Genomic DNA, 13,306 nt, shown 5'->3' with positions numbered 1-13,306 from the left:
TTACACTGTAAATTGTTACAAAGCTTATTGCAGGCTTGTAGGAAGATCAAATTGTTTTACAAAGAAATCAATATTTTTTCCGACAAAGACCGCATAAAAGGCGGAAACGGAGATGGCGCAGATAAGGGCAAATGGAATGATAAAGGCAATGCCTAAGTGATTTATTCCCCATTGCCCTATTTCGGTAAAGGGCAGTATGATGAAGCCTATGACAATTAACAGGCCGGTAAGCATCCAGAGAAGAATTTTTGCATCGCTCAGGGTTTCTGTCTGAACAGGTTTTTCTGACAGTTGATATATGTTTTGCATTATATCTTCCACGAGTTCGGGACTGGGATTTTTCTCTTTTTTTCTGTGTTGTGTATAGACTTTTGAAAGTTTTTTTACGGTTTCCCTGCAAGACCTGCATCTAAGCAGATGCAGTGTAATTCCAATCGGGACTCTTTCATATTTATCAAGCTTTAAGTATGTATCAATTATTTTTTCACAAGTCATAGCGTAATTGAAAAATAGCAAATATTCCCGAAGAGGGGTTTTCATTACTTCTAAAAAGTACTTGTTCTTCCGTTAAGTATTCCCGCAAAATCTTCTTTGCTCTGAATACATGAGATTTTATGGTATTAACGGGCAAACCTGTTATGCTCGATATATCCGCGTACGGCATGTCATAGAAGAAATATAAATCAATACAAACGCGATATTTTTCACAAAGGTTTTCCACTGCTTCCCGAATTGAAAGCTTCACACAATTATTGATATGCCGCTCTTCGGGAGTTTCCCCCGGAGCTTCAATTTCAAAGGATTCCGCAAAGGAAACAAATCGTTGAGACCTTCGCATAGAATTGATGGCGGTATTATAGGCAATGCTGATAAGCCATGTAGAGAAAGCCGAGTCGCCCCTAAACGAGCCTAATGCTGTGTATGCTTTGAGCATAACATCTTGCACAAAGTCTTTGCTGTCATCCTCGTTTTTAAAAAAGCTCATCCCAAGCCGATATATCTGTTGCTGATATTTTTCTACCAATACGCTGAATGCTTGTGTGTTTCCGTTTAAAACCGCTTTACAAATTTCTTTATCAATTTTTTTCTGAGTCTGCTGTTCTTTTTTCGGATCGTTATTTGATAAAATCTTTTTTTTAAGCACGTTCGTCTCCTTTCCATAAAATTTCCGCATCGATATGGGTGGTGTAATAAAAAAAACTTAAAAAACTGATTCCAATAGCAAGCGGAATAAGTCCTCCAAGTAAAACATAACTTATTCCGTTTATAATTGCAAAAAGTATAGTTAAAACAAATCCTGTAATGGTGAGCATAATGCCTGCAAGCAAACAAAATGCAACTAAATTAAAAGAAGGACGGATGTAAATATTATTTTCAATTTGGCAGATAATTTGTTTATGTCTCCACAAAAGATAAAAAAATATAACACTGCCGCCGGTTACAATTCCTACAATAGGAATAATCGCAATAATAATCTGTGCTGCCGGAACCGCTTCGTGTGTCATTTGTCAATCTCCTTCATGATTTACGCTGAAAATCTGCAAATCTTTCAGTTTAGTTTAAGAGAGTTAACTCTTCAAAATAGATTCCTTTTATTTTACCCAAAACCAATTGCTTATTCAACTCTTCCAAAAGGAGTTTTTTTATTTTGTCGGGAGGAAACGTAGAAAGTTGTACGGCGTTTTTTTTCTCAAACCAGGAAATAATAACCTTTTTAAGTATTTCTTTCTTTCTTATAAGCTCTTCCTGCAAAGCGATGTCCGCTTTTGCATATTGCAAGAAAGGAGTTACGATAACACTTATCGGAGGAGAATCCGCACTGCTGATACGCAACCTGCCGATCTCTCCGTATAAAGCATCTTCTTTTTGCAATATGATGGGCGGAACTTCTTCCGCTATTTCATTTTGTTTTGCGCTAGCTTTTATTAACCCTGCCACTGTACCTATCATGATGATTCCGACCAGGATTATAACGATAAGATGCAAGACATGAATACATGTATTTTTTTCAGCCATGGAGATATAGTATCAAAAAAATAAAAAAAAGACAGCTCCCCGCCGCCGAGCTTTTTTCTGTGGAGTCTTTTATTGATTATAACAAAGTACAGCGTTTTTTTAATAAGTCGATTCGTTTTTAATACATCTTACTAAAACGTAAAAAGTTTTATAAAAAAGAGCTCAGGTTTAGTTTTGCCGTCCATGGCAAAACTAAACCTTGCGAGTTTTAAAGCTTTACAAATACTTTTGCTTTAAAACATCGTTTCTGCGTGGAACCACCGCCACGCCCTGATTTTTAGTATTCTTGATTAAATCAGTGCTGCGAGTTTAAAAGCTTCAATTTTATAATTTTGTATTGATGCTTTTAAACATCGTTTGAATTTTTTCTGAGTTTTGCCGCCCATGGCAAAAACTAACCCATCTGTTTGGAACCACGGGCGTCCGTGCCCGTTCTGAGTTCGACACGGCGCAACGGCGAACCCTTGGAATTTTACCTTTGGTTCGTCTACGAGTTTTGCCTGTTTACAATAAAGTACAGGCAAAACATCGCTTGGAATTTAGCAACGGTGAGTAAACTTACCATAGGGCAAAGCATTAATAATTTGCCTTCGCTTTGCCAACGAGTTTTAACGCTTCAATTTTACAGTTTTGTATTGATGCTTTAAAACATCGTTTAGAATTTAATAACGGTGAGCAATTTACTATAGGGAACACTGAATCCGCAGAGCACCTCCTTGCAGGTAAGGTTTTCACACGTATGGGTGTGAGGTGTTCACTCTTTGGAACCACGACCTAATTTTGACGTCCTTGTCAAAATTAGGTCTGCGAGTTTTAAAGCTTTGTAAGCAGCCTTGCTTTAAAACATCGCTTCTGCGTGGAACCACCGCCACGCCCTGATTTTTAGTATTCTTGATTAAATCAGTGCTGCGAGTTTTAAAGCTTTGTAAGCAGCCTTGCTTTAAAACGTCGCTGCTGCGTGGAACCACGGGCATCAGTGCCCGTTCTGGATGTAATATTTGCTATTCCTGTTTACAGTAGCTGCGAGTTTAAAAACTCCTATTTATGTCGGTGTGGTAGTTTTTAAACATCGTTTGAACCCGTATAAGTATCAAGGAATACAGAACCCGCAAACCGTTATTAGTGCTTGGATTAGTATATGTAGAAGTTAATTACAAAACGTTATACTAGGTTTAAGTTTATCAGAAATACAAAAAACTAAGTCATAGACTCCGCTGTTGCTGCGACGCTTTTTACCGTTTTAGGTACGCAAAAAGGATCCGGCTTCGCCTTTTGTATGCGTACGCAGCTTTTATTACATAAATAGGTTTTAGCGCTCGCTTGTTGATTGTTTTTCACCGTGTAACCCTTGAAAATACATTTGCGTAAAATACGAGTCGGGCAAATAAAAGCAGGGTTTAAAATTTTTTCATTTTTTCTTCCAAAGTGTCCGGTAAATCCACATCAATTTTAACGTGTGGAGAAATTTCTACCGCAACAACTATAAACGGATAGGTAAAAGCTTGTGTAACGGTTTCGTTGGGACTTGGATAAGAAAGCTTGAAAGAAATTTCAAGTTCATTATCATCATCGTCCTTCTCTATAGATTCCACAAAAAGATTGTATCCGCCGGTGCTAAACTCTCCGGCAAAAACCGCAATAACGGCATGTTTTGAAAAATCGGGAGCTGCCATATTGAGCCGCGAATTATAGTTTTTTAAGAATTTATCCCATGTTTTTTTATTGCGTATAACAACTGTTTTCGGATAGCGAACTGTACTATATACTCCGGAATCAAGTATGGTGTAAGCTGCGTCAAAATGCTCATTTTTTTGAGTTGCTGAACTTTGCGCATCTAAGTCCAACAGATTTTCTTCATAGCTATAAAGGGAAATTCCGCTTATTAAAACAAAACCGACAAATAGTACCGCATGTTTTTTTATCATAATACATTCTCCCAATTGTTTGCTTTATGTGCTTTAAAAGTGTCATTTATCTCCGGCTTTGGCACAAGTATAACGTTTTTTTAATACATCTTACCAAAAAAGTAAAAATTTTATAAAAAAGAGTTCGACACGGCGCAACGGTGAGCAATTTACCATAGGAATGCTTAAATCCGCAGTCCCTCATTGTTGATACTCCGATTTTTATAACAGGCAGTTAATTACAAAACGCTACACAAGGAACACTTTCTAATTTGTCAAACGTATAACTCTATCAAGATTAACGACATTTTATAGTGTAATTCATTGATACCCTCTATTCAAGGCATATGAAAAATTTAATATTTTTCATATGCCTTCTTACACATTTTATCTTTCAAACTTTAAATTTTTCAACCTCAACAGAGAGATTTACAATACTCTCTTTGTTTTTCTGTGATATCTCGTTTATGTCTTTAATAGCGGCATTTATTTGCAATGCGCGGGAAGCCATTTCATTCATGCTATACGTTATTGTTCGGGTAAGTTTGTCAAGCTTTCTCATTTCTTCCGCGATGCCTTGACCGCCTATCAGCATTTCGTGAGAGCCTTCACGAACATCGGTGGTTACGGAATTAATATTTTTAATAGCGGTAAGCACTTCTGCTCCGCCGTTTGCTTGTTCCTGCATTGCTTCCATTAAACGATCGCTCATATGCTGCACTTGACCGGATAGTTCGAAAATAATATTGAATTTCTCTTCCGTTTTTTTTGCCGAATTTGAAAGAGTTTCTATTTCTTCTGAAAGAGCTTTTAATGTTGTGGTGATTGTTTTTCCCTGTGTATTTGATTCTTCTGCTAATTTACGAATCTCATCCGCGACGACTGCAAAACCCTTTCCCGCATCTCCGGCATGGGCAGCTTCAATTGCGGCATTCATAGCAAGCAGGTTTGTTTGACTTGCGATATGCTGAATAACCGTGCTTGCTTCCAAAAGCCCGCCCGATTCTTCTGCTATTTTTTGCATTACAGCCTTAGATTCCGATACGGTGTTTTTTCCGTCTTCGGTAGCGGAGGCAAAGTCTTTAATTACAGTGTTTGTTTTTTCAAGTGTTTCGGTAATTTGTCCAATGCTGGTAATCATCTGCTCAACAGATGATGAAGATTGGATAATGCTTGCCGATTGGGTTTCAATACCGGTGTTATGCTGTTTTATCGTACGAATAATTTCTTCGATAGTTGCAGCTGTCTCCGATACGCTTGCAGCTTGCGTCAGGCTTTGCTCTTTTACGTTGTCAATGTTCATGTTGATTTGGTTTATCGCGCTCGCTGTTTCTGTTACATTGTTTGCAAGGTTTTCACCGACAGCCCGGAGCGCATCCGTATTTTCCGATACGGATTTAATCGACAGCCTTATTTTTTCAATAGCTTGAGTAAAATACCGGGATAAATCGGTAATTTCTCTGTTACCGATTAAGGGAAGACGGACTGTTAAATCAGCGTCTCCTTCAGCTATATTTTTTAACGCTGACACTAATGCTTTGAGTTGTTTTGTCATTCGAGAAGCTATGCTCCAAATAACGGCGATATAAAAACAAATAAAAACAGCGGCAAATATGTTTCCTTTGATTCTAAGATTAGTAGCATCTCGGTATAAGTCAACATACGGTATTCCGATGGCAAGAGTCCAATCTACAGCGGAAAAATGGTCTTTTATAAAAAAATATTTTTCCCCATTTATAACCGTTGAAAATTCCGTTATATCTTTATCAAACATCTGTTTAATGCAGTTTGCATATTTCTTATTTTCAACTTCCGTAATTACGTCACTGTAGGTAAAGGTGTTATGAAATAAAAACTTGCCGTTCTCATCCAGAAGAAAAATATCGGTTGTATTATTCCCTTGATTTATTTTAGTCATCATCTCTTTTAATTTACTCATATCAACATTTGTGGTAAGCACTCCAAGTAAATCTTTGTTTTGCATAACGGGAATACTTATCGATACCATCGGAATATTGCGTACAGAATCGACATAAATTTCTGAAAATGCCACCCCTTTTTTTTTAAGTGCTTTTTTATACCAGGGACGCTTTCGTGCATCCCAAGCAGCCGGCGGCTTCCAGCCTGAAGAATCAATATATCTGCCGTCTTCAAAACCCATGTATACGTCAAAAATCATATGGTGAAATGCGGTGTCGCAGCCGGTACAAAGCTCCAGCATTTCATCAGTATCCGCATTATTTAAAGCAATGACACTGCTCAGTGTTTCTATTATGGTTGCTCTCTGAGTTAAAAACAACTCAATGCTTTTATGATATAGTTCTTTCTTGGACTCCATTTTATCGGTGATATTATTTTTTATAATTCTGCTGGCTTCATAATACCATAGTAAGGAGAACGCAATAAGAAAAAAAGAAAGCGGTAAAACCAAAAGGAAGGGTTGGTTTTTTAACGAAAAACGAGCAATCATTCTTTTTTTGGAATGTGTCGGAAAATACTCTTTATTATTAATCATATACGCACCTCTCAATACAATTCAATTGATCAGATTGTATCATACCACTTGCGAGTTGTAAATATCAATTTATTTATCACATTGTTGTTTAAAGCTTACATTGCTTGAACCTTCACTCTTTTTTAAAAAAGTTCTTTAAATCAATATTCGACATGAGTATATTCAAAAGAAAACCCGTAACAAGAGCAATAGCAGATCCTTCCACAAAAAGCACTGCTGCCATAACTGACGCAATCATTTTATCCCGATCGTTTTTACAGTATTCCATTCCGATCCTTCCGCAAACAAAGGCTTGAAAAACCAAAGTTATCGATGCTCCGACGGGAAATAAAGGACGGAAAAAACTCACAACCGGAATAAGAAGCACCGAAATCAATGTGCTAATCTAAAAGAGGCCATTCCCCCGATCAAGCTCTTCATGGCATTTTTTCCTTCTTCATATCTTATAGAAACAGAAACAGTCATACCAACCCATAAAGGTCCCGCAAGCGGTGGAAAGGGCGCAAAAATTCCAAGTATGAGATTCCTGATGCCTGATATCAAGTTTGATCTGCTTGAATTAAAATCAATATATTCATCGTGCCTGGATTCTTTTGCTTCCTTAATAAGCGTTTCCGTTGTTACAAAATCGCCAAAGGCAATAACATAACTTACCAGCGCAAGCGGAAACGCTTGCAAAAAATATTTTGCGGAAGGAAATCCGATCCCAAATACCGAGACTTCTCTAAAAAGTCTTCCCAGTTCAGGAATTTTAATAACTGCAGAAAAGTCCGTCTTAGGCATCCCGATTTCACTTACTATCACACCGACAACCATTGCTAAAAGATATGGAAAAAGATTTCCGTACTTTGCAATAATATCTAATATTTTACTGTTTTTCCGTTTTTTTGCGTACTCATCTGAAAAAGAAATAAGCAAAAGCAGTCCAACTCCTGCGATGATTGCAATAGGATACTTTCTCAAATTCCCGTTTTTACCCAGCTGTTCCGCTATTACGTTAATAGGCGCGGCAAGCAGGATGCCTCCTTTTATTGAATCAGGCACCGAATGGACAAACCTATCAGCAAGCTTTGTAATTCCCATAAAAATAAATACACCTGCCAGTATAATTTGCAATGCAATCATCGCTTTGATTCTTTCATGCCCCATTGGAAATGCGCTTAAATACGCAAGGGTAAGCGGCAAAGTCGGTGTAATCCATCAGGGCACTACAGGATCGCCGAGTGTCGCATGTAATGTATATAGAGATACTTCCAAAATTATTAACGACCACGCAAGTTCATACGGCAAACCTAAATACTCCATCAAATATGGAAGAGAACTCAGTGCGGTTACGCCTAAAATTAATCCTTGAATAAATTCTACTTTTTCCAATGGATAATGAATAATAGGAAAGCGAAGTTTAAATATGCCTAGAGGGATATACGGCAGTTCTTTTTCATGAGGTTTTGATCTTTTCATATACACTCCTTTTTAAAAGACGGTCGAATTTTTTTTTACCTCTACAACGGTTTTCAATATCTTAAATTATATTTTTTAAATACTTGAATTGTCAAGCTAAACCGGACAACGATATACAAAATCTATAAAAAAGAGCTCAGGTTTGGTTTTGCCGTCCATGGCAAAACCAAACTTGCGAGTTTTAAAGCTTTGCAAAGTATTTTGCTTTAAAACATCATTTCTGCGTGGAATCACGGGCGTCCGTGCCCGTTCTGAGTTTTACCGTCCATGGCAAAACCAACCCTGCGAGTTTTAAAGCTTTGTAAGCTGTTTTGCTTTAAAACATCGTTTCTGCTTGGAACCACGGGCGTCCGTGCCCGTTCTGATTGTAGTTCTGGTATTCTTGCTTACAGGGGATGGGGATGCGAGTTTAAAAGCTTCAATTTTACAATAGGGTGTTGGCGCTTTTAAACATCGTTGTATTTGTTCTGATTTTGACATCTGTGGATGGTTATGATAGGGCTGCCGTCCTTTGGACCTCGGATTTCGGTGTACGGTAGGGGAGTGCTTATTTCGACACTCTCACTTTTTAATTCAAAGGACATTGAAGAAAACGGAGAGATTTGGTATTCATAATTATTTTTTATTTCGTGCTTGAAGAAATTTGATTTTTGCGTTATGGTGAATATGCGAGGTCAAATAAAAAATTTGTAATTTGCAACGGAGGTTCTTATGGCAATGACAGATGCTCAATTCCAATTAGTAACTTTTCAGCTTGGAGAGGAACTGTACGGAGTTGATATCATGGACGTGAAAGAGATTGTAAAAATACAAGATGTGCGTCCTATTCCGAATGCACCCTATTATGTCGAGGGTATTTTTAATTTACGCAGTGAGATTATTCCCATTATCAGTCTGCATAAGAGATTCCATTTAAAGAAGGCTGTTTTGGATGCGGGTGATGAATATTTGGGCGGTTTTATTATTTTGCATATTGATAATAATAAGCTTGGAATTATCATCGATAGGGTTGCGCGTGTTATTATGGTTAAGCAAGGCGATGTACAGCCACCGCCGCAGATGATCACCGGTATCGGTACCGAATATATTCACGGTGTGGTGCGACAAGGTTCCGGCTATCTTATTATGCTCGATATCAGAAAACTGTTTAATCCGAAAGAATTACAAAAACTTGCTAATCTTTAATATATGAAGATACCGGTTTATAGCTCAACAATACGGCGCAGCGAGATGGATGCCGTACTTACCTGCATGGTAGAAGAAAAAATCGGCCCCGGTGAAGCAAATCAAAAACTGATAAGGCTTATTAAAGATTCTTTTCAGGTTGAGGGTGCCGCAACATTTCGCAGCCCTGCAATTGCGCTTGCATATGCATTACGAGCCCTCGGTTTGGAACCGGGAAGCGGCGTGTTGCTTTCCGTGCTTGCGCCCGCATGGCAGTTTACTGAAGTTCAGCGGCAGGGCTTTACGCCGATTTTGGTTGATGTTGACGCGGAAACCGCGTTGATGACACCTTCGCTGATTGCAGATGGGATACAGGCAGGCGGGAAGGTAGTGGTTTTGCACGAGGCATTGGGTAATTTGCCTAATATGCAGGAAGTGCTTAGTTTGAACATTCCCGTTATCGAAGATATTTCTCAATCTGCGGGTGCCGAACTCGGCGAAAAAAAATCGGGTTGTTTCGGTGTCTTTGCGATCTTAGGGCTTGAGGAGCGGGATATTCTTACTGCGGGAGGAGGAGCAGCCCTGCTTTCCGCTGAACGCCGTAACGCGCTTGTACTGAAAAAACTCTACGATGTGGCACCGCCCACGGATATTTTGCCCGACATCAATGCTTCTCTTGCTTTTGTACAGCTCAAACAAATGGAAAAAAACATGCAGCTGCGCCAAGAGTTGTATGAACTTTACGTGCGTTTTCTTATGCAGGGAAGACATAAGACCATTGCGCCGGCGGAAGGTTTAAAAAATCCTGTGTATTCATTTCCGGTACTATTGTCCTCAGGGTACAAAGATGTAAAGCAATTCGCAAATAAAAAAGGTGTAGAAACGGAGCCTGCGTTTTCAGGTTCCATTATTGATACATTTGAAAAACAGGAAGAATATATTCAGGCAGCTTCTTTGTTATTGCGCTGTGTTTTGTTCCCGCTGTATCCCCGATTAGGCATGGCAAATGCCGAGAAAATTTCAAAAGTACTGCGCTCACTGCCGTAGAAGATTGATTATATGGGTACTACAGATAGTAGAGTGATTATTATAACGAGTACGTATAAGCCGCACGCAGTAAAGCTTTCAAAAGATATTATAAAATTTTTGGAAGCAAGAGGCTTCTCGTGTGATCAATACGAGTATGACGGTATGTCTTCCGAAAATCCTGTCAAACAAGACTATGCATTTGCCATCTGTCTTGGTGGGGATGGAACAGTGCTGTTTGCAAGTCGTTGCTGTGCTGCGCGAAAAATTCCAGTGTTCGCAATTAATTTCGGGAATTTCGGGTTTATTGCGGTTGTTGAACCGGAGCATTGGCAGACGGTGTTAGAGGATTATCTTGCGGGGAAAATAAAAATATTTGAGCGAATGCTTCTTTCCGCTTGTATTCTGCGTAAGCGGCAGGAATTTTGCGTTTTTGATGCATTAAATGATGTGGTTATATCCGGTAGCGGGATTGCGAAATTGGTAAATCTTGAAGTGTTGTTCAATGATGTTTCTTTCGGTACGTATAAAGCGGACGGTGTTATTATTTCAACGCCGACCGGTTCAACCGCTTATTCGGCGGCTTCAGGCGGACCGATTTTAGACCCGAACGTCTCCGCCTTTGTGTTGACTCCTATTGCCGCTTTTTCATTATCGAATAGACCGATTGTGCTGCCTGCGGAAGGAAAGATGACGGTGAAAGTTTTACCGACTCGCCATCGGGATACGATATTATCGGTTGACGGACAAGAGCTTTTTGTGCTTGAGGAAAATGATATTGTGTCGGTAAGTGCCTCTGTTCATAAAGCGCATTTAATAGGCTGTAATCCGGAAATGTTTTATCGGGCGCTTCGCTCAAAACTTGCATGGTCGGGCAATTCAACCTGTCCCGTTCCGATACAATAAAAACGTTTCGGCACTTTGAGATTCGAAATGCTTTCTGTTTTGATAACAAGCTTTTATAAAATTACGGTGTAAAGATAGAGAGTGGAATTGTCTGATAGAATTTTTAAGACAGTGTTGAAGGTCAGAGATGCCGAGAGCAATCAGCTGAAAGAAAAGCATAACTCATTGTGAAGCAGTGTGCATGGACGTGTGTTAGGCGGACGCAGGGCGGCGAAGCATTTTTTCAAAAATGCGAAGCCGTAACGATAGCGGAGTCCATCACTTAGTTTTTTGTATTTGTGATAAAACTAAGTCGACGAGTTTAAAACAGAAAAGCTCCAACAAGTAAAAAACTAACTCGGACAAAGAGAAAAATTTCAAACCGCAACGCCCATGAATGTATGATTTTTATTCTTCATGCGTGCGCCATGATAATTGTAGCGGTGCTGCTTGCGAACCGTCTCTGAAAGTAATATACTGCATGATAAATGCAAACGGAGCTTTGGCAATTTTACTTTAACCTTATCTTACAGGTCTAAGGACAGCCGGAATTCCTAATACAACGCATTGGCGGGTAGGAGACTGCAAGCTCTAAATAAAGGAGAATTACATGATAGAAAATATTATCGTAAAAAATATTGCATTGATAGATTCTCTGAGCCTTGATTTTGCATCGGGTTTTAATGTACTTTCGGGGGAAACTGGAGCCGGAAAATCAATCTTGATCGGTGCCTTGAGCTTTTTACTTGGCGGCAAAGCGGGCACGGATATTTTGAGAACAGGTGCAGAAGAAGGCTGGGTTTCTGGCTCCTTTTACCTTGATCCGCAGCATAAAGCCGCCACCGCCTGGCTTGCCGAACGTGATATTGAGCCTGAAAACGGGCGAATACTTTTGCGCAGAAGTATCAAACAAAACGGCAGAAGCGCCGCATGGATTCAAAGTTATCCGGTTGCAAGAACAGATCTCGAAGTTTTTACCTCTTTTTTAGTTGATATACACGGACAGCATGACCATCAGTCGTTGTTTAAAATTGCGGAGCATCGACGGTTTTTAGATGCTTATGCGGGGCTGGAAGAAGAAACCGCTGCTTTTACCGCCCTCTATACCGAACTCTCGGAAAAAAGGGCGGAACTTGAACAACTCAATATATCCGAAAAGCAATTAAATGAAAAAATCGAGCTTTTAAATTTTGCGGTAGAAGAGATTACAAAGGCGAAACTCAAGGCTGACGAAGAACAAGAGCTTGAAGCGGAAGAAAACAAACTTCTTCAGTATGAAAAACTATACGAACATATTGAAGAGGCGGACGCGGTTTTAACGGGAGAGCGGGGAGCGGTAAGCCTTTTAAAAAAAGCTATAAACGCATTCGGAGCAGCGGCTGAAATTGACGGAACCCTTGCGGAAAACATGCAGCGGCTTGAAAGCGCATATTACGACCTTGAAGATATTGCCTCAAATGTCGCCTCCTATTCCGCGAGTATGTCCTTTGACCCCGCCCGCTTGGAAGAGGTGCAGGAGAGGCTTTCGCTTATTTATAAACTCAAAAAAAAATACGGAAATACTATTGCCGAGGTGCTGGAATACTGCGATAAGGCGCAAAAAGAGCTTGAACAATTAGTACATAATGCGGACAGTAAAACCGAGCTTGAAAGCGAAATTCAAAAATGCACACAGCGTCTTTTTACTTCCGGAAAGGCGCTTTCAGAAAAAAGAGCTGCCGCCGCGAAAACGCTGCAAACAAAAGTGGAAGCAATTTTAGCGCAGCTTGGCATGCCAAAAACAAAATTTGAAGTGCAGGTACAGCTTAAAGATAAAACGGGCAATAAACAGACGGTCGGTCCCTATGGTTTTGATTCAATAGAATTTTTAATCAGCCCGAACCCAGGTGAGCCGCTAAAATCGCTTGCAAAAATTGCGTCGGGCGGCGAACTTTCACGCGTAATGCTCGCCTTAAAAACAGTGCTTGCCGCTGCAGATGAAGCGGACACCTTAGTGTTTGACGAAATCGATACCGGTATCGGCGGAGAGGTTGCCTTAGCGGTTTCGGAACATTTAAAGAAATTATCGGAGAAAAAACAAATTCTTTGTATAACGCATCTTGCAATAATCGCCGCACATGCCGATACACAAATTAAGATAGAAAAAACTTCTGACGGAACTTCTACCCGAACATCGGCCTTTATCATTGAAGGACAAAAACGTACAGAAGAAATTGCACGCATGCTTGCAGGCGATGAGGTAAGCGACGTTTCGCAAAAACATGCGCAAGAATTACTGCAAAAATATGGAACCGCATAACGGTGATTATACCGATTTATTGCGAAGGATTGACAA

Annotated in this window: 13 protein-coding genes; 4 read left to right on the top strand and 9 right to left on the bottom strand. The window is 39.7% G+C overall.

Features of this window, described 5'->3' with window-relative positions; genetic code table 11:
- Window positions 1-24 precede the first annotated feature (24 nt).
- The 9 genes from FUT79_RS10635 to FUT79_RS15355 all read right to left on the bottom strand — a co-directional run bounded on the left by FUT79_RS10635 (window position 25) and on the right by FUT79_RS15355 (window position 7,896).
- Window positions 25-495 carry a hypothetical protein gene (locus FUT79_RS10635; protein ID WP_002701535.1) on the bottom strand — a complete coding sequence of 157 codons (471 nt, stop codon included), beginning with the start codon at window positions 493-495 and terminating at the stop codon, window positions 25-27.
- Window positions 485-1,129: an RNA polymerase sigma factor gene (locus FUT79_RS10630; protein WP_414820273.1), complete on the bottom strand. Its 645-nt coding sequence runs from the start codon at window positions 1,127-1,129 to the stop codon at window positions 485-487. Before FUT79_RS10630 ends, FUT79_RS10635 begins: the two co-directional genes overlap by 11 nt.
- Window positions 1,130-1,136: 7 nt before the next feature.
- Window positions 1,137-1,505, bottom strand: a complete 369-nt coding sequence (locus FUT79_RS10625; protein ID WP_002701539.1) for a hypothetical protein — start codon at window positions 1,503-1,505, stop codon at window positions 1,137-1,139.
- Between the two features lie 49 nt (window positions 1,506-1,554).
- Entirely contained in the window at window positions 1,555-1,950 is a 396-nt protein-coding gene (locus FUT79_RS10620) for a flagellar basal body-associated FliL family protein (protein ID WP_231577588.1), read from the bottom strand.
- A gap of 1,463 nt (window positions 1,951-3,413) precedes the next feature.
- Window positions 3,414-3,941 carry a dentilisin complex subunit PrcB gene (gene prcB / locus FUT79_RS10615; protein WP_002701550.1) on the bottom strand — a complete coding sequence of 176 codons (528 nt, stop codon included), beginning with the start codon at window positions 3,939-3,941 and terminating at the stop codon, window positions 3,414-3,416.
- A gap of 373 nt (window positions 3,942-4,314) precedes the next feature.
- On the bottom strand, window positions 4,315-6,435 hold the full coding sequence (locus FUT79_RS10610) for a methyl-accepting chemotaxis protein (RefSeq protein WP_244951086.1): 2,121 nt from the start codon (window positions 6,433-6,435) through the stop codon (window positions 4,315-4,317).
- A gap of 112 nt (window positions 6,436-6,547) precedes the next feature.
- On the bottom strand, window positions 6,548-6,703 hold the full coding sequence (locus FUT79_RS15365) for a hypothetical protein (protein WP_197071831.1): 156 nt from the start codon (window positions 6,701-6,703) through the stop codon (window positions 6,548-6,550).
- Window positions 6,704-6,807: 104 nt separating this feature from the next.
- Window positions 6,808-7,584 carry a hypothetical protein gene (locus tag FUT79_RS15360; protein WP_197071832.1) on the bottom strand — a complete coding sequence of 259 codons (777 nt, stop codon included), beginning with the start codon at window positions 7,582-7,584 and terminating at the stop codon, window positions 6,808-6,810.
- Between the two features lie 51 nt (window positions 7,585-7,635).
- Window positions 7,636-7,896, bottom strand: coding sequence for a hypothetical protein (locus FUT79_RS15355; RefSeq protein WP_197071833.1), 261 nt, complete (start codon window positions 7,894-7,896; stop codon window positions 7,636-7,638).
- A gap of 711 nt (window positions 7,897-8,607) precedes the next feature.
- On the opposite strand from FUT79_RS15355, the gene FUT79_RS10595 reads away from it, so the two are divergent.
- From FUT79_RS10595 to recN, 4 genes are all read left to right on the top strand, one after another.
- Complete coding sequence (locus tag FUT79_RS10595) at window positions 8,608-9,081, top strand: chemotaxis protein CheW (protein WP_002699726.1); 474 nt, start codon at window positions 8,608-8,610, stop codon at window positions 9,079-9,081.
- A 3-nt stretch (window positions 9,082-9,084) separates the two neighbouring features.
- On the top strand, window positions 9,085-10,107 hold the full coding sequence (locus FUT79_RS10590) for a DegT/DnrJ/EryC1/StrS family aminotransferase (protein ID WP_024752014.1): 1,023 nt from the start codon (window positions 9,085-9,087) through the stop codon (window positions 10,105-10,107).
- Between the two features lie 12 nt (window positions 10,108-10,119).
- Window positions 10,120-10,992 (top strand): NAD(+)/NADH kinase, encoded by an 873-nt coding sequence (locus FUT79_RS10585; protein ID WP_002699724.1) that lies wholly within the window; start codon window positions 10,120-10,122, stop codon window positions 10,990-10,992.
- Window positions 10,993-11,581: 589 nt separating this feature from the next.
- A complete protein-coding gene (gene recN / locus FUT79_RS10580) occupies window positions 11,582-13,270 on the top strand; it encodes a DNA repair protein RecN (protein ID WP_024752012.1) in 1,689 nt (562 codons plus the stop codon).
- The last annotated feature ends 36 nt before the right edge of the window (window positions 13,271-13,306 follow it).

It is taken from the genome of Treponema phagedenis, from assembly GCF_008153345.1.
Classification (GTDB): Bacteria; Spirochaetota; Spirochaetia; order Treponematales; family Treponemataceae; genus Treponema; species Treponema phagedenis.
This window is presented reverse-complemented; position numbering and strand designations above follow the sequence as displayed.

Bases quoted from the DNA above. Each gene is read 5' to 3' on its own strand.
- FUT79_RS10635 (WP_002701535.1), bottom strand. From the start codon at position 495: ATGACTTGTGAAAAAATAATTGATACATACTTAAAGCTTGATAAATAT.
- FUT79_RS10625 (WP_002701539.1), bottom strand. From the start codon at position 1,505: ATGACACACGAAGCGGTTCCGGCAGCACAGATTATTATTGCGATTATT.
- FUT79_RS10620 (WP_231577588.1), bottom strand. From the start codon at position 1,950: ATGATAGGTACAGTGGCAGGGTTAATAAAAGCTAGCGCAAAACAAAAT.
- prcB (WP_002701550.1), bottom strand. From the start codon at position 3,941: ATGATAAAAAAACATGCGGTACTATTTGTCGGTTTTGTTTTAATAAGC.
- FUT79_RS10610 (WP_244951086.1), bottom strand. From the start codon at position 6,435: ATGATTAATAATAAAGAGTATTTTCCGACACATTCCAAAAAAAGAATG.
- FUT79_RS15365 (WP_197071831.1), bottom strand. From the start codon at position 6,703: ATGGAATACTGTAAAAACGATCGGGATAAAATGATTGCGTCAGTTATG.
- FUT79_RS15360 (WP_197071832.1), bottom strand. From the start codon at position 7,584: ATGGGGCATGAAAGAATCAAAGCGATGATTGCATTGCAAATTATACTG.
- FUT79_RS15355 (WP_197071833.1), bottom strand. From the start codon at position 7,896: ATGAAAAGATCAAAACCTCATGAAAAAGAACTGCCGTATATCCCTCTA.
- FUT79_RS10595 (WP_002699726.1), top strand. From the start codon at position 8,608: ATGGCAATGACAGATGCTCAATTCCAATTAGTAACTTTTCAGCTTGGA.
- FUT79_RS10590 (WP_024752014.1), top strand. From the start codon at position 9,085: ATGAAGATACCGGTTTATAGCTCAACAATACGGCGCAGCGAGATGGAT.
- FUT79_RS10585 (WP_002699724.1), top strand. From the start codon at position 10,120: ATGGGTACTACAGATAGTAGAGTGATTATTATAACGAGTACGTATAAG.
- recN (WP_024752012.1), top strand. From the start codon at position 11,582: ATGATAGAAAATATTATCGTAAAAAATATTGCATTGATAGATTCTCTG.